Origin of the sequence: Solibacillus sp. FSL K6-1781, assembly GCF_038630735.1 — a bacterium.
Classification (GTDB): Bacteria; Bacillota; Bacilli; order Bacillales_A; family Planococcaceae; genus Solibacillus; species Solibacillus silvestris.
Genome location: NZ_CP152038.1, coordinates 1,260,622 through 1,280,296 on the forward strand (window position 1 = coordinate 1,260,622; position 19,675 = coordinate 1,280,296).

At 38.5% G+C, this 19,675-nt stretch carries 24 protein-coding genes and 1 pseudogene; 12 read left to right on the plus strand and 13 right to left on the minus strand.

Annotated features, from left to right (window positions below):
- Position 1: 1 nt before the first annotated feature.
- Positions 2 to 433, plus strand: a complete 432-nt coding sequence (locus MHH37_RS06020; protein ID WP_342575411.1) for an iron ABC transporter substrate-binding protein — start codon at positions 2 to 4, stop codon at positions 431 to 433.
- Between the two features lie 670 nt (positions 434 to 1,103).
- On the opposite strand, the gene MHH37_RS06025 is transcribed toward MHH37_RS06020, so the two are convergent.
- The 6 genes from MHH37_RS06025 to MHH37_RS06050 form a co-directional block, all read right to left on the minus strand.
- Complete coding sequence (locus tag MHH37_RS06025; protein ID WP_342575412.1) at positions 1,104 to 1,418, minus strand: acyl-CoA dehydrogenase; 315 nt, start codon at positions 1,416 to 1,418, stop codon at positions 1,104 to 1,106.
- Between the two features lie 12 nt (positions 1,419 to 1,430).
- Entirely contained in the window at positions 1,431 to 2,060 is a 630-nt protein-coding gene (locus MHH37_RS06030; protein WP_342575413.1) for a response regulator transcription factor, read from the minus strand.
- Entirely contained in the window at positions 2,053 to 3,078 is a 1,026-nt protein-coding gene (locus MHH37_RS06035; protein ID WP_065216993.1) for a sensor histidine kinase, read from the minus strand. Before MHH37_RS06035 ends, MHH37_RS06030 begins: the two co-directional genes overlap by 8 nt.
- Entirely contained in the window at positions 3,075 to 3,749 is a 675-nt protein-coding gene (gene liaF, locus MHH37_RS06040) for a cell wall-active antibiotics response protein LiaF (RefSeq protein ID WP_087618254.1), read from the minus strand. The genes MHH37_RS06035 and liaF overlap by 4 nt, the downstream gene beginning before the upstream one ends.
- A gap of 67 nt (positions 3,750 to 3,816) precedes the next feature.
- On the minus strand, positions 3,817 to 4,443 hold the full coding sequence (locus MHH37_RS06045; RefSeq protein WP_014824375.1) for a PspA/IM30 family protein: 627 nt from the start codon (positions 4,441 to 4,443) through the stop codon (positions 3,817 to 3,819).
- A gap of 12 nt (positions 4,444 to 4,455) precedes the next feature.
- Positions 4,456 to 4,809: a hypothetical protein gene (locus tag MHH37_RS06050; RefSeq protein WP_008408060.1), complete on the minus strand. Its 354-nt coding sequence runs from the start codon at positions 4,807 to 4,809 to the stop codon at positions 4,456 to 4,458.
- A gap of 237 nt (positions 4,810 to 5,046) precedes the next feature.
- Between MHH37_RS06050 and MHH37_RS06055 the strand changes: the two genes are divergently transcribed.
- Both MHH37_RS06055 and MHH37_RS06060 read left to right on the plus strand, forming a co-directional pair.
- On the plus strand, positions 5,047 to 5,268 hold the full coding sequence (locus MHH37_RS06055) for a YneF family protein (RefSeq protein WP_008408061.1): 222 nt from the start codon (positions 5,047 to 5,049) through the stop codon (positions 5,266 to 5,268).
- A 145-nt stretch (positions 5,269 to 5,413) separates the two neighbouring features.
- Positions 5,414 to 5,887 (plus strand): S-ribosylhomocysteine lyase, encoded by a 474-nt coding sequence (locus tag MHH37_RS06060; protein ID WP_342575414.1) that lies wholly within the window; start codon positions 5,414 to 5,416, stop codon positions 5,885 to 5,887.
- Positions 5,888 to 6,017: 130 nt separating this feature from the next.
- On the opposite strand, the gene MHH37_RS06065 is transcribed toward MHH37_RS06060, so the two are convergent.
- Positions 6,018 to 6,971 carry an alpha/beta hydrolase gene (locus MHH37_RS06065; RefSeq protein WP_342575415.1) on the minus strand — a complete coding sequence of 318 codons (954 nt, stop codon included), beginning with the start codon at positions 6,969 to 6,971 and terminating at the stop codon, positions 6,018 to 6,020.
- Between the two features lie 309 nt (positions 6,972 to 7,280).
- Here MHH37_RS06065 and MHH37_RS06070 point away from each other — a divergent pair, with 309 nt between their 5' ends.
- Both MHH37_RS06070 and MHH37_RS06075 read left to right on the plus strand, forming a co-directional pair.
- Positions 7,281 to 8,459, plus strand: a complete 1,179-nt coding sequence (locus MHH37_RS06070) for an acetyl-CoA C-acetyltransferase (protein ID WP_342575416.1) — start codon at positions 7,281 to 7,283, stop codon at positions 8,457 to 8,459.
- 21 nt (positions 8,460 to 8,480) lie between these two features.
- Positions 8,481 to 8,735 (plus strand): YqkE family protein, encoded by a 255-nt coding sequence (locus tag MHH37_RS06075; RefSeq protein WP_342575417.1) that lies wholly within the window; start codon positions 8,481 to 8,483, stop codon positions 8,733 to 8,735.
- Positions 8,736 to 9,000: 265 nt separating this feature from the next.
- On the opposite strand, the gene MHH37_RS06080 is transcribed toward MHH37_RS06075, so the two are convergent.
- Complete coding sequence (locus tag MHH37_RS06080; protein WP_342575418.1) at positions 9,001 to 9,480, minus strand: VanZ family protein; 480 nt, start codon at positions 9,478 to 9,480, stop codon at positions 9,001 to 9,003.
- Positions 9,477 to 10,367 carry an aldo/keto reductase gene (locus MHH37_RS06085; protein ID WP_342575420.1) on the minus strand — a complete coding sequence of 297 codons (891 nt, stop codon included), beginning with the start codon at positions 10,365 to 10,367 and terminating at the stop codon, positions 9,477 to 9,479. Before MHH37_RS06085 ends, MHH37_RS06080 begins: the two co-directional genes overlap by 4 nt.
- Positions 10,368 to 10,455: 88 nt before the next feature.
- Here MHH37_RS06085 and MHH37_RS06090 point away from each other — a divergent pair, with 88 nt between their 5' ends.
- The 3 genes from MHH37_RS06090 to MHH37_RS06100 all read left to right on the plus strand — a co-directional run bounded on the left by MHH37_RS06090 (position 10,456) and on the right by MHH37_RS06100 (position 12,106).
- Positions 10,456 to 10,998 (plus strand): NUDIX hydrolase, encoded by a 543-nt coding sequence (locus MHH37_RS06090; RefSeq protein ID WP_342575421.1) that lies wholly within the window; start codon positions 10,456 to 10,458, stop codon positions 10,996 to 10,998.
- A gap of 66 nt (positions 10,999 to 11,064) precedes the next feature.
- A complete protein-coding gene (locus MHH37_RS06095) occupies positions 11,065 to 11,574 on the plus strand; it encodes a hypothetical protein (protein WP_008408069.1) in 510 nt (169 codons plus the stop codon).
- Positions 11,575 to 11,638: 64 nt separating this feature from the next.
- Positions 11,639 to 12,106: a Fur family transcriptional regulator gene (locus MHH37_RS06100; protein ID WP_008408071.1), complete on the plus strand. Its 468-nt coding sequence runs from the start codon at positions 11,639 to 11,641 to the stop codon at positions 12,104 to 12,106.
- Between the two features lie 170 nt (positions 12,107 to 12,276).
- On the opposite strand, the gene MHH37_RS06105 is transcribed toward MHH37_RS06100, so the two are convergent.
- From MHH37_RS06105 to MHH37_RS06115, 3 genes are all read right to left on the minus strand, one after another.
- The gene (locus tag MHH37_RS06105; protein ID WP_008408074.1) at positions 12,277 to 12,621 is read right to left on the minus strand and encodes a general stress protein; all 345 of its coding nucleotides are present in this window, start codon (positions 12,619 to 12,621) and stop codon (positions 12,277 to 12,279) included.
- Positions 12,622 to 12,757: 136 nt separating this feature from the next.
- Positions 12,758 to 14,074 (minus strand): hemolysin family protein, encoded by a 1,317-nt coding sequence (locus MHH37_RS06110; RefSeq protein WP_339264075.1) that lies wholly within the window; start codon positions 14,072 to 14,074, stop codon positions 12,758 to 12,760.
- A 36-nt stretch (positions 14,075 to 14,110) separates the two neighbouring features.
- Entirely contained in the window at positions 14,111 to 14,506 is a 396-nt protein-coding gene (locus MHH37_RS06115) for a MerR family transcriptional regulator (protein ID WP_306460343.1), read from the minus strand.
- A 190-nt stretch (positions 14,507 to 14,696) separates the two neighbouring features.
- On the opposite strand from MHH37_RS06115, the gene xerD reads away from it, so the two are divergent.
- From xerD to MHH37_RS06135, 4 genes and pseudogenes are all read left to right on the plus strand, one after another.
- Entirely contained in the window at positions 14,697 to 15,599 is a 903-nt protein-coding gene (xerD, locus tag MHH37_RS06120; RefSeq protein ID WP_014824352.1) for a site-specific tyrosine recombinase XerD, read from the plus strand.
- A 141-nt stretch (positions 15,600 to 15,740) separates the two neighbouring features.
- Positions 15,741 to 16,919, plus strand: a complete 1,179-nt coding sequence (gene deoB, locus MHH37_RS06125) for a phosphopentomutase (RefSeq protein WP_342575422.1) — start codon at positions 15,741 to 15,743, stop codon at positions 16,917 to 16,919.
- Between the two features lie 14 nt (positions 16,920 to 16,933).
- Positions 16,934 to 17,206 (plus strand): annotated as a pseudogene (gene deoA / locus MHH37_RS06130) (pyrimidine-nucleoside phosphorylase); the annotation flags it as partial.
- A 404-nt stretch (positions 17,207 to 17,610) separates the two neighbouring features.
- Complete coding sequence (locus MHH37_RS06135) at positions 17,611 to 18,861, plus strand: thymidine phosphorylase (RefSeq protein ID WP_342575423.1); 1,251 nt, start codon at positions 17,611 to 17,613, stop codon at positions 18,859 to 18,861.
- 222 nt (positions 18,862 to 19,083) lie between these two features.
- Here MHH37_RS06135 and MHH37_RS06140 read toward each other — a convergent pair whose 3' ends face one another.
- The gene (locus MHH37_RS06140) at positions 19,084 to 19,647 is read right to left on the minus strand and encodes a hypothetical protein (RefSeq protein ID WP_342575424.1); all 564 of its coding nucleotides are present in this window, start codon (positions 19,645 to 19,647) and stop codon (positions 19,084 to 19,086) included.
- Positions 19,648 to 19,675: the final 28 nt, after the last annotated feature.

Below are 19,675 nucleotides of genomic sequence, written 5' to 3' on the forward strand. Positions count from 1 at the left end.
CATGAAGTTTTTATCTTGGAAAGGTATTTCGATCTACTTAACAATCATTCTATTTTTACTCATTTTTATTCAGATTCTGGACTGGAATAAAGGGAATGATAAAGAGGCCCAATATGCAGTAGAACTGGAAAAAGCGTATATAGATCTGGTCGATTTTCAGACGTATATTTTGAACGATGAAGTGCAGATCGATGACAACAAGCATGTGTTGACGATGTATGAAAAAAACTTTCAATATCAGCTAAGCATGTTCATTGATATTTTCGGTAATAAAAAAGTGGATGATTTAAACCTATTTGACTCCTATAAACAAATCGATGAGGCATTATCATCATTTTATGAAGCGGAAAATGCGGAACAGCAGGGACAGGCACATGAACAGTTGATCGATGCGAAACATTCACTGTTTACTATATTGAATGATTTGAAATAATATGGTCTGGGGCTCACGAACGCTTTGCAAGGAAGCGGGGCGTGGGCTTTTTTAAAGCTGAAGTATTCATTAACACTACGGACGCTAATAAAACGCCGAAAGTTCTAATATCCGTGTTGGAAGTTCTAATAAAACCGAAAAAGTTCCAATATATGGGCAATCTTCAAATATATGATGCGGTTTTTCTAATAAGTGTATCCGATTTTTTAATATCGCTGTCAGAAGTTCTAATATGTCTCTTCGATTATCTAATAAACCGGAAAAAGTTCTAATATAACAATGGCGGTGCATTCCATAGCTCCCCTGAAAGCCTATAAAGACCGGTTCTTCGGTCAAAAACGCCCAATTTTCTAATATCGCTGTCAGAAGTTCTAATATACCACTCCGATCATCTAATAAACCGGCAAAAGTTCTAATATAACAATGCCGGTGCATTCCATAGCTCCCCTAAAAGCCTATAAATACCGGTTCTTCGGCCAAAAACAACTGATTTTCTAATAAAGCCATCAGAAGTTCTAATAAGTTACACCGATCATCTAATAAACCGAAAAAAGTTCTAATAAATCAACGAAAGGCGTACGCCATAACCCCTTAAAGCCCCGGCCCACCCCCAAAAAAACCGCCCCAAAAGTTATCAACTAACCTTCAGGGCAGCTTCAGCCATTCGCTACTATTTCTTCTTTTTATCCTTCACAAACGCAAACACGATTAATCCTAACTGAATCACAACGATTGCGATAAAAATGTAAAAGTTTTTCGAAGAACTTGCTAAATTTAGTTCATCTGCCAAAATTCCTGCAATCGACTGCAATTGTGCACTTAATAAAATAATGAGTGCACCAATAAATAACATGATCTTAGGATTGACACTAAAGCCCAGCAGCACGATAATGAACAACGCTGAGAAAATCAGCAATAGGGTGAACAGGGGATCCAGTAATGTGAGTGTCCCGTCTTTTGCAAAGTTTTCGTACGTAAATGTCATGAATAATTCTCCTTACTTTACTAAGCCATTTTGAAAGGCATAGACGACAGCCTGTGTGCGGTCCTGCACTTCAAGTTTACTTAAAATGTTGCTAACATGGGTTTTGACCGTTTTTAATGCGATAAACAGTTCTTCCGCGATTTCCTGATTGGCAAGGCCGCGAGCCATACATAATAGGACTTCCATTTCCCGGTCTGTTAAATGGTTATGCAGGGCAGGGGCGGTACCGCGCATACGTGCCATTACCCGAGTCGTTGCTTCCGGCTCAAGAACCGTTTCTCCGTCCATCGTTTTCCGGATTGCGTCGGCAATCTGTTTGGCGTTGCTCGTTTTCAGTATATAGCTGACAGCGCCTGCTTCAAGGGCAGGGTATAATTTATCGTCATCGATAAAGCTCGTGACAATCATTACTTTTGCTTGCGGCCATTGTGTCAGAATTTCTGCAGTCGCTTCAGCACCCGTTTTAATCGGCATCACATTATCCATCAGCACAATATCCGGCTTCAATGCCAACACTTTTTCAATCGCTTCCTCGCCGTTTGTCGCTTCACCGATGACTTCGATATCCGGTTGTGCCGATAAATAAGCAGCAACACCGATTCGAACCATTTCGTGATCATCTACTATGACAACTTTAATCATTCATTTGTTCCTCCTTTTTGAGCGGAACTTTCACTTCGACAATTGTTCCTTCATCCGGTACAGAGACAATCTTATACGTACAGCCAATTTCGACAGCGCGTTCGGCAATATTGCGCAGCCCGTAAGAAGTCGTTTTATCTCCCTCCAAATTAAAGCCAAGGCCATTATCCTGAATGCGCAAAATCGCAAGCTGATCACGTGCGATTAATAACAGCTCGACTTCTGTTGCTTTTGCATGCCGTAAAGTATTTGATAAAGCTTCTTGGGCAATACGGAATAAATGATCTTCCTCCGCTTTCGATAATCCGATTTCTTCAATCTGGTAATCAATATTGAAATACACTTTTTCCTGTAATTCTACAATCAGATCTTCTAAACCTTCTGCCAAGCTTTTATTATGCAAAGCGACAGGTCGCAAGTGAAGGAGAAGGGCGCGCATTTCGAGCTGTGCCTGCTGGACGATTTTTTCCACCTGTTTGAGCTGCTTTTGTGCAAGATCATCTTGACGCTGTTCTGTAAGCGCGGAGAGAAGCATGGATGCCGCAAACAGCTGTTGGGAAACAGAATCATGCAGTTCCCGCGCAAGACGCTGACGTTCTGCAAGGAGCCGCTCCTGGACGATGGCGTCATTTGTTTCCACTTTTTCATTGGAAAGTCGCTGTAAAGATGTCCGCTGTGTTTCAATTAATTCGTTCGTTTCGCGCAAGGCCTTTTTTAACGAACCATTTGCTTTCTTGAATTTTTGTGCAAAATCAGGCTCTGCTACTTTTTTCACGATGCGGGTCATCTGATTTTCTTTTATTTTTAATGAAATCGATATCCATAAAGAAATAAAGAAGCTGGTCGTTGTTGCGGTAATGGCGATCACAGCGACAATCGGTATTGAATACTCACCGCTTTCCCATAAAAAACGCCAAGTCTCTTCCTGCGGCTGACCGAGCAGGAAAACAAAAATATTCAGAGCAAATGTTGCAAACACCATCATCAATATAAAAAATCGTATTATAAATGCAATCATCCGCGCTGCACCTCCACATCACCAATCCACGATGTCACATAAAGGACAAGGACACGTTTTGCATCCATTTCTCCATCCTCAAAATGGAGCTGTTCATTAATACACTGCTTTGGCGCATAGTGCAGGCATGCTGCTTCACCATATAAAGTGGAATAATGAAGCTGAATCGTCACTTCATAAGGTACGATAATCCGTACTTTTCCAAGAGATTGATGGATCACTATAATTGATTTTCCGTTTGGTAAAATGGTTTCGGTCGTATCGATTGTAATATCGCCGATAAAGCGTTGAATATGAATATCCTTCCAATGATAGCTTTCTGTCGGAGCACCCGTTGTTCCGATCAATATATTTTGGTTGGATGTATTGGCAAGCTGACTTTTGATTTCCATCACTTGCTCTTTTTTCGTTAAGTATTGGTATAAAATAAAGATAAGCACACCAATGATTAAAAGGCGCAATGTCCAAATATTAATTATGGCAAAGAATAATAGAACGAGTCCCGTCCATAATAAGTAACGTTTCTTCTTTTTAAAGCTGAAAAAGAGAAACAGTGCACCTAAAATCAGTATAAACACGGTGCCATTATTGAATAGAGTTAATTCGATTAATACGACAAGTGCCATACTCATCGCGATAATTGCAAGCTGATCAGACGTGATTTTCGGCATAGTGCCTCCCCCTATAACGTACAAAATGGAGAAAGCACGATGCCTTCTCCTTTAACGCATTATATCATTATTTTTGCTGTTCTATGAGCTTTTGTTCTTTTTCAAGCTGTGCCAATCGAGCTTCAAAAGTAGTTATTTCATATTTACGCTCAATATTTTGTGATAATTCATCAATATAAGTTGATAGTTCATCGAAATTACCGGCATTGTCAGATGTAAGAACTTTATCCATCTGGTGGTTGGCACGCACAACATTTTCCTTGCCCATCAGCTCAAGTTGGCGCACTTTCATGTCTTTAATTTTATGTTTCATCGTTTCGAATTTGCGTTCCAGTGCAAAGTATTCAGTATTGGCCGCATCAATGCTTGCAAGAAGGGCATGCTTTCTGGCAGTGTAAGCTGTGACTTCTTCCTGTGCAAACGCAATCAGTTCAGCCTCTTCTGTCGAAAGTGCCAATTGAAGCTGTTTTTCACGCTTCTCAAGCATTTCGATTGTTTGGGAAAGCTGCAGTTCCAGTTCTTTTTTAAGCTGTGCCTGACGTGCAAGTAATTTACCTGTTTCTTCCGTTTGTTTTTCTGCTTCACGAATATAGTGGTTAAGCATTTTAATCGGGTTTTTGTCCACCTTTTTGTCAAACATATCATGTAAATCTGCCTGTATTGAATACTTAAATTTTGTAAATAAATTTTTCATTGTCCATCGCTCCTATTTATTTAAATTTGCCCATTCACGTTCAAAGTTTGTAAATGGATCTTCTTCCTCTTTTTTGCCTGGTAAAAATTCAATCTTTTCGTTTTTACGTGCTTTATAAAGATAAAACAATACGCCGATCGCAGCTAAACCGATAAAGCCTGGAATGTTTGATAATGCACTTACTAAACCGGCTAAAGCGACAACGAGGCTCATTACTTTTCCGAAAGTTGATTTACTTTCTGTGTAATAGTGCAGACCCGCTGCTAAAAGTGCTCCTGAGATTAATAAGCCGGCTACCGGTGCGAGCAGGCAAAGTGCGATGATCGCTGTGATAAAAGCCGCTGAATATAAGAAAAACTTTTTCATTATGTGTTCCTCCTTGTAGTTGATATGTTCATGTTACCGTGGATTTAAAAATCCGATAACGACCTGTTACTGTATTTTCATCTAGGTCTCGAGGCTGAGATGGACTCAGACGGCTATTTGCATGACTGAACTTCTGTCAGGAGAAGTTAAAATATATAGAAACGTAATAACTTTTATTGTATAATGCTTGTTGGAGAGTTTTTCTCGGTACATAAGTAGTGGAGGAGGTTGGACAAAATGGCTTTATGGTTAGGTATTACACTTATCGTCGTAGCTTTAATCGGGGGCGTGGCAATTGGGTTCTACGCGGCTCGTCAATATATGATGAAGTATTTAAAAGAAAACCCGCCAATTAATGAACAAATGATTCGCGTGATGATGGCACAAATGGGACGTAAACCGTCTGAAAAACAAGTGCGTCAAATGATGGCACAAATGAACAAGTTCCAAGATAAATAATAAAAAGTTGGACTACCTTTCGCATTCTATTGAGTGATGAAGGTAGTTTTTATTTCCTCTAAAACAAAATTCAGAATATTTTGTTGAAAAGAAAAATAATCTAGTCTATCCTTATATAGATTGTAAGTATTGGAGGGACAAATAAATGGCAACAGAAAAAACGAATGTAGAGAGCTTTGATTTAGACCATACGATAGTGGCTACACCGTATGTACGGTTAGCAGGCACAAAAGAAGGGGCAAAGGGCGATGTCGTGACAAAATATGATATCCGCTTCAAGCAGCCGAATAAAGAACATATGGAAATGCCGGCACTTCATTCACTGGAGCATTTAATGGCAGACCGTATCCGCAATCATAGTGACGCAGTTGTTGATATCTCGCCAATGGGCTGTCAAACAGGCTTTTATGTCTCCTTTATGAACTATGATGACTACGAAGGTGTGTTGTCAATTTTGGAAAAGACTGTACAGGATGTGTTGGCGGCGACAGCTGTACCTGCCTGCAATGAAGTCCAATGCGGTTGGGCGGCAAGCCATAGTTTAGAAGGTGCACAGCAGCTGGCCAAAGAATTTTTAGCAAAACGCGATGAATGGCATATCGTTTTTAATAATGAATAGGTAATGTGAAGTGCCCTCAGATAAATGGGGGCTTTTTGTTCGGGCGGGGGATGAATAAGGGGAATTAGTTTCCGTCCCACTAAAAAAGCACTTCCTGTTCAATGGCATGAACAGAAAGTGCTTATTACCTTTATAGTAAAGAATCCGTTATATTGCGGTATGCCGGTACACAGTCGTGCAAGAACTTGGCAACCGTTTGCTCATAATCACCCGGGTTATCATTGAATGATTTCGCATGCTCTCCTTTTTCAAACAGTTTCAGCATTTTAGGTTCAGGTTTTTGTTCGTACAGTTCTTCGGTCATAGAGGAAGGAATGAAATCATCCGGTGTACTGTGAATAAAGAGGACAGGTTTTTGAATGTGTTTCACTGCATCAATCGGCATCACTTCTTTAACAGAATAGCCATCGCGAATCCGCATGAAAAAGTCGGCAAAAGGGAGTGTATATTTCGAATCAATTGGTACAACACTTTCAAAAATCCGCTTTAATAGTTCTGGGAAGTTTGAAAAAGCACAGTCGGAAACATAGAAATCTGCATTATCGGCCAGCGTGCCTGCATAGAGCAGGGTTGTAGCCGCACCCATTGATTCCCCGTGAATACCTAGCAGGGCGTCTTCACCGGTAATAGTTCGCATTGTCTCAACTGCTGCCTGTAAATCGTATTTTTCATAATGGCCGTAACTTGTTGTTTTCCCTTGTGATTCTCCGTGACGGCGATGATCGTACACAAATGCATTAAAACCAAGACGTTCAAACATACGGGCATAGCGCATCGAGTTGATTTTATTTTCTGTGACACCATGACAGATAATCACTGTATTTTTCGTTTCCAGAGGTTTTAAATAGATGCCGCTTATTGTATAGCCATTTGGGGAATCGATCGTTAAAATTTCTTTTGGACAGCCTTCATACCATGCTTCGTCAAAGCGTTTTGCCGCAATTTCACGTTCACGGATGAAAGCATCGTCCTTTTTCTTTATATACATAATGTGATTTGTCATCACGACACCAGTGATCGTTGTAGCCGCTGCCAGCAGCGTTGTTACAATACTGCCAGATAAAAACAGTGTACGTTTTTTCATGAAAATCACTCCTTAATTAATTTAATATTCGATGAATTATTGTGATAAATCAACTAATATGTATCTATTTACTATTGGAATCTTTTGTGTGAAAAATACGAAATATTTGATAAAATCTTTGTAAGCAAGTAATTAATTTCAGCAGATGGCAAACCCGCTGAAATTAATTATGGCTCCAGGCGGATGTCAAAGATTCGGCAATGAGTTCTTTGCGCAAGCGCAAAGCCGAATCCTGACGCAATTACGCCAAGGCGTAATTGATTATATTTGCTCACAAAGGGACCATTCACAATAAAGGGGGATATATTCATGACAGAAGTTGTAATAGTAAGTGCAGTACGTACGCCAATTGGTGCTTTTCAGGGGGCATTAAAAGATATTTCAGCTCCGACTTTAGGGAGTATCGTAATAAAAGAAGCGTTAAACCGGGTTCAATTAGATCCGACGACAGTTGATGAGGTTATTATGGGGAATGTTCTCGCAGCAGGTTTAGGTCAAAACCCGGCAAGACAGGCAAGTATTCAGGCTGGTCTTCCATACACCGTTCCAGCGATGACAATTAATAAAGTATGTGGTTCAGGCTTAAAGGCCGTTCATTTAGCAGCACAAGCAATCATTGCCGGGGATGCAGATGTTGTTGTCGCTGGAGGCTGTGAAAATATGAGTCAAGCACCATATATTATGCGAAATGCAAGAGAAGGTTTCCGCATGGGCGATCAAAAAATTGTCGATACATTAATTCAGGATGGCTTATGGTGTGCATTTAATGATTATCATATGGGGATCACTGCTGAAAACCTGTGTGATCAATATAACATTTCGCGTCAGGAACAGGATGAATTTGCAGCACGATCACAGGCCCGTGCATCTGAGGCGATTTCTGCAAATAAATTTGCTGAAGAAATTGTTCCGGTAGAAATTCCTCAACGTAAAGGGGATCCGATTCTATTTACACAAGATGAATATGTGAAACATGGAACAACAGCAGAAAAATTAAGCGGATTACGACCTGCTTTCAAGAAAGAAGGTTCGGTTACTGCAGGGAACGCTTCAGGTATTAACGACGGAGCTGCAGCGGTTGTTGTTATGTCAAAGCAGCGGGCTTTTGAATTAGGCCTTACACCACTGGCTACAATCGTCGCAAATGCGAGCGCTGGAGTTGATCCTTCTGTGATGGGAATCGGACCGGTAACAGCGGTCAAAAAAGTCTTGGCGAAAGCGAATGTAACATTGGATGAAATGGATTTAATTGAAGCGAATGAAGCGTTTGCAGCACAGGCGATTGCAGTTGATCGCGAATTGGCGTTCAATCATGATAAACTAAATGTAAATGGCGGGGCAATTGCACTTGGTCACCCAATTGGAGCAAGCGGAACACGTATTTTAGTTACTTTGTTACATGAAATGCAAAAACAAGATGCAAAATTAGGTCTTGCAACTTTATGTATTGGTGGGGGACAGGGTGTTGCAACAATTGTACAACGCTAAAATTAATTGTAGGTGAAAATAATGGCAAAAAAGAAACAGCAAAGAACGACGAATGAATTCGAGCTTCCAAAGGATAAGGCGGCAACATTGGCCGATCAGCTAGGCGGCGATGTATTGGCCAAGCTAAAGGCAGCGAAGCAGGAAATGATGGCAGACGAAAAGGCGAAAGAGGAAGAACGTCTGGCAAAAGCGGCATTTGAACGAAAACAACGCGAAAAAAATATGAGCTTTGAAGAACTGTTAAATCAATACGGTGACAAAGGTTCAAAATTTTAGCGGGTATCCGAAACGGCCCGCTAGAAGCTTAATATATTTGTAAGATGTTGAGAAAGAACAAAGATTTTATTGGATAAGCAGAAAATCCTTATTAAGAAACGGATATTTTATAAAATTGATTGGAATGGAGGGCGACTCCTGCGGGAATAGCGTGACGCCTGAGACTACAGGCTCAGGTCACGCCCGCGGAAAGCGTCCCGGAATGGAAATCAATTTTTAAGCACAGCAAAAAGCCATTTTTCTCCCGGAGAAAAATGGCTTTTGTTTATGTCCTACCTACTTTTTTAAATACAACAAGAATAAGTTTTGCCAACACTAACAATGTCAGTGCGCCACATGCATCAAGTACGACATCTTCAACGAGGCCGCTGCGACCCGGAATCGTACTTTGGCGGTATTCATCGAGACTTGCGATCAGTACGGTAGTAATAAAGGCAAGCAATGCTGCAAAGCGCCATTTCAGTTTTCGATACAAAATATAGACTATAACCGCTAATAAACCGTAGCCGAAAAAATGCGTTGCTTTCCGAATAAGAAATTCAAGGAATTGAAAGTAGCCGCGAGTTTCGACTGATATAATTTTTCCCCAATAAGGAATTTCAAATTGACTTAACCATGCTTCAAATGGCTTGTCTTTTAAAAGGTCTTTTAACGCCGGAATAATCGTTTGCTGTTCATAGCTCATATTGGACATGACGATGACTACCATTACCCCGACAATGACGAGAGCAATCCATTTTTTCATCTATGCTCAGTGTAACGGTCGGTTTTCGTCCATTTTTCGATCTTCGAAATATTTTGCAGCGATTGCGCTTTTTCATAGGCATCCAGATTTTGTTTCAGTTGTGTAAGTGTACGCGCACCAATGACTGTTGAAGCAACCGTTGAATACTGTAAATTGAAAGCGAGGGCTGCTGCATGAACATCGCCGAATTGCTGTTCGATTTTCTGCAATACATCGTTTGCAGCCGCTTCATCGTAACTCATAAAGGGCTTTAAGCGTGTGCGCCATTCATTTGTCAGCAAGCCTTTTGCAATTGATCCACGTGTTACGACAGAAGCGCCAGTCTGTTGAATCGAATCGAAAAATTCACTTGCACGTTCATCAAAAATATTAAACTGCATCATATTGCTGATTGCATCACTGTTTTGCAGAAATGGCATGAACACATTCGGACGGATGGAGGAAATGCCATATTCGCGAATAAGTCCTTCTTTTTTCAGGCTTTCAAATGTGTCGGTAATTTCTTCCCAGTTATCTTCAGTCGTTCCGCCATGTAGCTGATATAGATCCAGGTAATCTGTCTGTAGACGCTGCAGACTGTCACGTACAGCTTTATTAATATAATTTGCGGACGTATCCCAGCCCCATCCTTCCTTTCCTTCTTCCCAACGATTTCCGACTTTTGATGCCAGGTAAATATTGTGGCGGTGTTGTTTCAGTGCAGTGCCAACAACTTTTTCATTTTCTCCCTTATTATACAGGTCTGCGGTATCAAAATAATTAATGCCTGCATCAATTGCAGCATGAATGACCTCTTCTGCTTCTGCTGGATTTGGAGGTAATGACATACAGCCTAGACTAATTTCAGAAATATGAAGATTGCTTGTACCTAATTGTCGTTTTTTCATCTTAATTTCCTCCCTGGTTCAATATTTTAGAAAAGCTCTTACTAATGGTACAATGAATAGAAGCAAGAGAACAAGTGGAGGCATGGTCATGAAAAAATTTGAAGAAAAAACAATTCAATCCCAACCTATTTATTCCGGGAAGGTTATTTCATTAAAAGTAGACGATGTATCGCTTCCGAATGGTGAAACAGGGAAGCGTGAAATTATTAATCATCCAGGTGCAGTTGCAGTAATTGCCATCACAGACAATAAAATTTTACTTGTGGAACAATACCGTAAAGCTCTTGAACGTTCGATTGTAGAGATTCCTGCCGGTAAGCTGGAAAAAGGGGAGGAGCCTATTGTAACGGCTCGCCGTGAGCTGGAGGAAGAAACGGGGTATACGTCTGATCATTTCGAATTTGTTCAGGCTTTCGCAACTTCACCGGGATTTGCGGATGAAATTATTCATATTTACGTAGCCGAAAAGTTAAAAAAATTAGAAATTCCGGTTGATTTGGATGAAGATGAATTTGTAGAGTTAATGGAAGTATCGCTGGAAGAAGCTGAAGCGATGGTTGCGGACGGCCGTATTTACGATGCCAAAACGGCTTTTGCGATTTTATGGTTGAAGTTAAAAATGAATATTTAAATCAATAATTGTTTACGCATAAGGACAATTTATGTGCATAAGTTGTATGGACAAGGAGGCGTCCAAATGCGTAAATATCTATATATTCAATATACTTCGATGATTGTCGTATGTTTCATTTGTGGTGTGGTATGTTATCAGTTATTCGATATTGGACAAGTGCAGCAAATTATTAAATATAGTGATCGTAGACTGCTCCAAATGGAAAAACCTGAATTGCTTTGGAGTGTAGTTCCTTTCATAGTTGCCTTAAGTATTGTATTATTCTTTTCGACACATAAATATTTGCCGCGTATCGGCCTTATTTTTATTGCGATTAAAGTAACATTTTTAGGCTTTAGCTCGGTCTATTTACTCGTACAGCATGAATCTATTAAACTCTATGCATTTTGGTGGTTTCCGTTTCAGTTAATATATTGTGTATTGTTAATTATGCTTTACCAAATAACAACTAAAACTACGAATAGACGAGCATTGAAAACGGTGATGCCATGGAAAAAGGTGATTTTCCTTATAGTGGTGATGATAATTGTTTTTGCAGTCGAATATTTAGCAATTACTTATTTATTTAAATAATCATTATCTTGTAATGAGATTTACTCATTTGGTATAATGAAAAGAGTTTAGGAGGGCGTCACATATGGAGAGCCGTATTGATCGAATTAAAAAGCAACTGCATAGTGCGAGCTATAAGCTGACGCCACAGCGAGAAGCAACAGTAGCGGTTTTATTGGAGCATGAGGAAGATCATTTAAGTGCTGAGGATGTTTACTTATTAGTAAAAGAAAAGGCACCAGAGATTGGACTAGCTACTGTATACCGTACACTGGAGCTTTTAACAGAGCTGAAAATTGTCGATAAAATTAATTTTGGTGATGGCGTATCCCGTTATGATTTACGTCAAGAGGGCGCGAAGCATTTCCATCATCATTTAGTTTGTATCGAATGTGGCGCAGTAGATGAAATTCAAGAAGATTTACTAGAAGATGTAGAAGAAATTGTGGAGAAACGTTGGAACTTTATTATTAAAGATCACCGTCTGACATTCCATGGCATCTGCTGGCGTTGTCATGACAATAATGACAACTCTGGAGACAGCGATGCATAATCTATAATCAAAAAAAGGGCAGCGTATCCAGCTGTTCTTTTTTGTGTGTAAAAATAGAATTGAAGAATTCTAGTTCACTGGCTCGTTCGTGGAATAGATGGAGAAATCCAAGACAGTAAAAAAACTCCATTTCCCTCATTTGAGGAAAATGGAGTTTTTAATATTTTTATTTATTTCCCAGGATGATGGGCGACAATCAGGACCTTACCGGCATCCAGATCATTCTTTGCTGATGCATGTTCACTTTCGCCTACACCAATATCAGCAAGCTGGTGGTGCAGATCTTCAGGAGTACTTTGGAAGAAGTTTTTGATCGATGCCAGGAATCCTTTGTCATCTTCCGTTGTTTCAGGCGTTTTGCTTGCATCCACATTGAAAAAGTCTGCAATGTCTTCTGCACGCTTGTTGCTGTTTGCGAAAACATGAATATGATCGCGATCATAGCCCTCGGTAATAAATGATTCGATTACTGATTTTGCTTGCACACCGTTTTCTACTGATTTGATAATTGCCATATATATACACTCTCCTTTTGTATGAATACTTATTGTATTCCCGAAGCTCTTACAATTAAAACGTTACGAGATTCATACTGTCGTATTTAACTTTCAGGAGAATGTGCATACAGATGAAAATTATCTTGTATACAGGTTACTGTTCAATAAGATCATGCACTTTTTTGATCTCTAAAAATTGTAGCTGATGACCATCAATTTCATGGATCTTAAATGCATAGTTTTCAAATATAAATGTATCTTCAATATTCAGGTCAGGCATGTTTGTGAAGTACCAGCCGCCGATTGTATCCACATTCGCGTCTTCGATGTCCAGAAAGAGCAATTTAGAAATATCTTCAAGCAATACTTTCGAGTAGACTAAATAATGGTCTTCACCGATTTTCCGAATATCTGAAACTTCATCATCGTCAAACTCATCACGGATTTCACCAACAAGTTCTTCCAATATATCTTCAACAGTAATCATGCCGCTCGTACCACCGTATTCATCGAGCAAAATGGCAATATGAATACGTTTTTTCTGCATAATCTGAAGTAAACTTTGAATAGGTGTTGTTTCAATTGTATGGATAACTGGATTGATGAAGTCTTCAAGCTTAAACGTTACCGGGTCAATCCTGTTATTCATACCAAGTGTTAAAAAATCTTTAATATTTAAAAAACCTAATATATTATCGCGGTCCCCATTGTAAACCGGGTAGCGGGTATAGCGTTCCTCTGAAACTTGTGTTAACACTTCCTCGAACGTTGCAGTTACATCGAAACCGATAATATCTGTTCGGGGAACCATAATTTCACGAGCGATTTTATCGTCGAATTCAAACACATTGTTTACATATTTTAATTCATTGACATTAATTTCGCCGGATTTGTAGCTCTCCGATAGAAGCAGGCGCAATTCCTCTTCAGTATGTGAGAGTTCATGTTCGCTCGCTGGTCGCATACCGAACAATTTTAATAATAAACGTGCAGAACCATTTAATAGCCAGATTAAAGGGAACATAAGCTTATAGAATAATTGAATAGGCTTTGCGAATGCCAGTGTAATAGCTTCTGCTCTTTGAATAGCAATCGTTTTAGGTGCAAGTTCACCTACTACTACGTGGAAGAATGTCGCTAAAAAGAATGCGCCACCTAATGTAAACCAATGAATATATTCTGTGCCAATTCCGATCGATTCGAACAGTGGGTGAAGTATAAACTCAAATGTGGATTCACCGACCATACCGATTCCTAGTGCTGTTACCGTAATACCTAATTGACAGGCCGATAAATATTCATCAAGGTGGGTTGTTACATTTTTAGCTGAAATGGAACCGGCTTTACCTTCAGCTACAAGTTGGTCAATACGGGATTGACGTACTTTTACGATCGCAAATTCCGTTGCAACGAAAAAGGCAGTAAAAGCGATTAAAACCGAGAAAATAATTAAGTTAATGATTGTGGTCAAACGAGCGTCCTACTCACGAAGTAGAACGTTCACCTCCTAGTTATTTAAAATTAATAATAGTGATTGCATGAGTGCAACACTTTCAGGCGACACTTTTTTTCGAAGCTTCTGCCGCTCTTTGTCATCTAAATGCTCCATTAATACCGTTACATCATGTTCAAGCTTACGCATTTGCAATCGAATATCCTGAATATCAATTTCTTCGGGTTCTTCTTTAGAAGGGCCAAGTAAGCTGTGAATCTCTTCAAGGCACTTGCCAAGCTTCTTCTGCTCTTCAATCCAGTGTATACGCTCAATCATCTCTTTATCATAATAGCGATAATTGGATGCCGAACGCTCAACTTTTAGAAGGCCCAAATTCGTATAATAATCAATAGTTCGTTTTGTTACACCTGTTGCTGCAGCAAGCTCTCCGATTTTTAGTTTGTCGATCCCAAATTATCACCTCTATCTGTCACGTTTTACTTTCAAGAATACCGCAAATAGTACATTTTGTAAATGGAAGCTATTACATATGAACAGTGTGTTTTGTTGAAAAAATGGATCATCGAAGGATAAAACGTCACTTCAATTGTACGAAAATGGTAATATAGATGTATAGAATGCAAGAGGGGCGATTTTTATGCAAGCTTTAAAAGATTCAATAGAAGATTATCTACATTTTATTAAAGTGGAACGGCAGCTTTCTGATAATACACTACAATCCTATAAGCGTGATTTAGTCGCATATGCCCGTCACATCCATTATGAACAGCAGATTATGGAATTTGATAACGTTATGCGCGAACATATTTTGCTTTATTTGGACAGCTTACGTTCTGTAGGGAAGTCATCGAAGACCATTTCAAGACAAATTTCATCGATTCGTTCCTTTCATCAGTTTTTATTGAGGGAAAAGGTGACAAATCAAGATCCTACCGTTCATTTGGAAATGCCTAAAAAAGAACTATCCTTACCAAAAGTATTATCAATAGAAGAAATTGATGCACTTTTGACAGCACCGTCCGTTGAAAAACCACAGGGCACGCGGGATATAGCGATTTTGGAAATGATGTATGGTTCAGGTATGCGTATAAGCGAACTGATTGACCTGAACTTGGAGGATGTTCATTTGACGATGGGCTTTGTCCGTGTGTTTGGTAAAGGCGGTAAAGAGCGGATTATTCCACTGGGTCGAAGTGCGATTCAGGCATGTATCAATTATTTGGAACAGGCGCGGCCTCAGCTTTTAGGTGATGCATTAAAAAATGATGCGTTTTTCATTACACAGAGAGGGAAAAGATTCACAAGACAAGGCTGCTGGAAGATCATTAAAGAGCATGCAGCAACAGCAGGTATTTCCAAAGAGATTACACCGCATGTTCTGCGTCATTCCTTTGCGACACATCTGATAGAAAACGGGGCAGATCTACGTGCAGTACAGGAGCTTTTAGGACACGCAGATATATCGACGACCCAGATTTATACACATGTAAGCAAAACTCGTTTATCGGAAGTATATAAACAATTCCATCCGCGTGCTTAAAAACGGCATAAACGCGTAAGACTAATGGGAAGCTTACTTTTTTCTATTAAAAATAATTCTTTCTGAAATCGGATGTCTGACCTTTACTTTATTTAGACGTTTTATGTAAAATAGAATGAAAGAAGAGGAGTTGAAAGCATTATGCAACCTTTTAAAAAAATACATGTAATTGTAATGGACTCTGTTGGTATCGGTGAAGCACCGGATGCCGATAAATTTGGCGATGCTGGCTCAAATACATTAGGACATATCGCGGAAAAAATGAATGGCTTAAATATGCCGAATATGGAGAAATTGGGTTTATCGAATATTCGTGAACTTAAAGGGATTAATAAAACTGAAGAACCGGATGCATTTTACGGCATGATGCAAGAAGCATCTGTTGGTAAAGATACAATGACGGGTCACTGGGAGATTATGGGTCTTAACATCGATACGCCGTTTAAAGTATATCCTGAAGGCTTTCCTGAAGAACTGATTTCTAAGTTGGAAGCTGCAACTGGCCGCAAAGTGCTTTGTAATTTACCGTACAGTGGAACCGCTGTCATTGACGATTACGGTCCGGAACATATGGAAACAGGTGCAATCATTGTGTATACATCGGCAGACCCGGTTATGCAAATTGCAGCACATGAAGAAATTATTCCAGTAGAAGAACTTTATAAAATTTGTGAAATTGCACGTGAACTAACGTTGGACGCTGAATTTTTAGTAGGTCGTGTCATTGCCCGTCCGTTCGTTGGCCAACCAGGTAATTTTACGCGTACATCAAACCGTCATGACTATGCATTAACGCCATTTGGACGCACGACAATGGCTGAAATGAAGGACTCGAATCTTGATGTCATTGCAATCGGTAAAATCTCGGACATCTTTAATGGTGACGGGGTAACAGAAGCGATCCGTACGAAAGACAACACGGACGGTATGGATAAGATGGCGGAAGTTGTTCGTCGTGATTTCCATGGCATTAGCTTCTTGAACCTAGTGGACTTCGATGCGAATTTTGGACACCGACGTGATCCAATTGGCTATGGTCAAGCATTGGAAGAATTTGACCGTCGTTTACCGGAAGTTCTGGATGCTTTGTCAGCAGATGATTTGCTGATTATTACGGCAGATCACGGGAACGACCCGACATTCCCTGGTACAGACCATACACGTGAATACGTACCATTAATTGTTTACTCACCGCGCTTTACAGCTGGGTCAGAATTAGAGTTACGTGAAACATTTGCGGATATTGCAGCAACAATTGCAGATAATTTTAATATTGCGGCACCGCAATTCGGAAAAAGCTTTTTAGCAGAGCTGAAATAAGGAGGATTTTCCACATGAGAATGGTAGATATTATTGAAAAAAAACGTAACGGCGAAGAGTTGACAACCGCTGAGATTCGCTTCTTTGTAGAAGGATATACTGATGGCACGATTCCTGATTATCAGGCAAGTGCGTTATGTATGGCTATTTACTTTCAGGATATGACAGATCGCGAACGCGCGGATTTAACAATGGCAATGGTTGAGTCTGGTGATCAAATAGACCTTTCTTCAATTGCTGGTGTAAAAGTAGACAAGCATTCAACAGGCGGAGTTGGCGATACAACAAAACCAAAAGGCATAAAAGAATTTTGGGACTTTCTTGGCTCACATAAGATTAAGAACTATGATGTCTTTAAAACGTTAATGGAAATACAATCAAAAATATCTACCAATCTCTTCCCTTATTTAGAACGCCTGAATAAAGATTCAGACAAATCGCTTTACCAAAGGTTAGTTGCTTCTGGAATAGTTAGTGAAGGAAGTTATTATAGTTATAAAAATAATAAAACAACTCCAAGTAAGAGTACATTAGTGAAAATATTAAATGTATTCGAATCACGATTTGAAGAATATTTAGAATATATAAATCCTAAATATTCCATATTCTACAGAGAACTTGTAGGTGAAATTTTAGATTAAGTAATTCAACGAAATGTAATTAAAATGCTTAATATAAGGAGTTATTTTAAATGAATATTATAGAGATTATTGAAAAAAAGAAAAACATGCTTGAATTGTCAGCAGAAGAAATTGAATACTTTATTAAAAATTACACTACTGATGAAATTCCAGATTATCAAATTTCTGCTTTGCTAATGGCGATTCGTTTAAATGGTATGACTGATAATGAAACATTCTATTTAACAAAATCAATGATTGAATCAGGTGATGTTATTGATTTATCTTCAATTGAAGGCTTTAAAGTAGATAAGCATTCAACAGGTGGTGTTGGTGATAAGGTTACTTTAATTGTAACTCCAATTATTGCATCATTAGGAATTCCAGTTGCTAAATTTAGTGGTAAAGGGTTAGGTATTACTGGGGGAACAATCGATAAATTAGAATCTGTAAAAGGTTTAAAAACAGAATTAAGTTCTGAGTTATTTATTAATAATGTAAACAAACATAAAATTGCTGTTGCTGGTCAAACAGCAAACCTTGTTCCTGCAGATAAAAAGTTATATGCATTACGTGATGTAACTGGAACTGTGGATTCTATTCCTCTAATTGCAGCTTCAATCATGAGTAAGAAGATAGCAAGTGGTTCGGATGGTATCGTATTAGACGTTAAATGTGGTTCCGGAGCATTTATGAAGACTTATGAAGAAGCGAAGGTTTTAGCTGATACAATGTCTTCAATTGGCGAAAAGTTAGGAAGAAAAGTTATTGCTCATATCTCTGATATGGATAACCCATTAGGACTAATGGTTGGTAATAAGATGGAAGTTGTAGAGGCAATGGAGTTGCTTTCAGGTAATATGAATAATACTCATGAAGATCTTTATGAAGAATGTGTAATTATTGCTTCTTTAATGTATGAGATTGCAACAGGCAAATCTAATGAAGAATCAGTAACTGCTGTTAAAGAAGTGATTGAAAATGGTAAAGCCCTTGAGAAATTTAAAGAGTTAATTACTATTCAAGGTGGAGATGTTACAGACCTTCATCTAAATGAAACACAATATATTGTAGAAGTTAAGGCTATTGGTAGCGGTACCGTTGAAAAAGTTAATGCATTATCTATTGGTGAAGTATCTTTAGCTTTAGGTGCTGGACGTCTAACTAAAGAGTCTGCCTTAGATTATGATGCAGGAGTAGCTTTAGTGGGGAAGAAAGGCATGCAGATTAAACAAGGCGATGTAGTTGCTCGATTATACTCTAACAAAGGAATTACTCAAGATATCATTAAAAAGGCTGAACAAGCATTTGTGCTTAAATAGTCCAATAAATTAAGGTAGCTAACCAAGTGTTGTCTAAAGTACGGAAAAACAAAAATAGGCGCAACTTTATGGAACGCATAGCAAATAGCCGTCTATCTGATGATTTTTTCAGATAGACGGCTATTTTTTAAAATATTTCTTAGGGAGATAGGCCACTTGTTTAAAGACTAACCACAGATTTTACGGTGACAGTTATAATTATGTATGTTAAAAGTTCTGTACTTAATAAAATAATTTTAAATTACTTTCGTCTTTGACTTTTTCCCATTCACTTTTCAAATGATTTTTTGTTAAATATTCAAATAAATCAAATTCTATTTTTAATATAGATTTTACAAATTGTTTATTATTTATATATATTAAACTATCTCCGTTTTTAAAATCTATAGCTTCAAATTTTTTTAAAAACTCTTCTTTAGATTCATTCTGGGTATACACTAATTCGCACGTTAAAAATACAATTTTTTCAAGTTTAATCACTATATCTTTCTCTATATCTTTAGTATTATTAAATTGATATTCTATTAAATTTTTATAAAAATAGACTCTATTAATATCAATTGTTTTTTCTGAAACAATATACGTATAGATTAGAGAATTAAACTCTGCCAAATTATTCTTTAAAGAAGTGAGCGATTCAATTCGTTCTTTAGTAACTGAATTATTTAATATCGATCTTTTATTAATTTTTAAACTTACTAGCAATGTTGCAAATGAAATAATGGCAGTACCAATTGTAATGTAAACTTTTATATTTTCTAAATTGTTAATTTCCATACTATTCAATTTTTTTCACCCTTAATATTTTATTGGA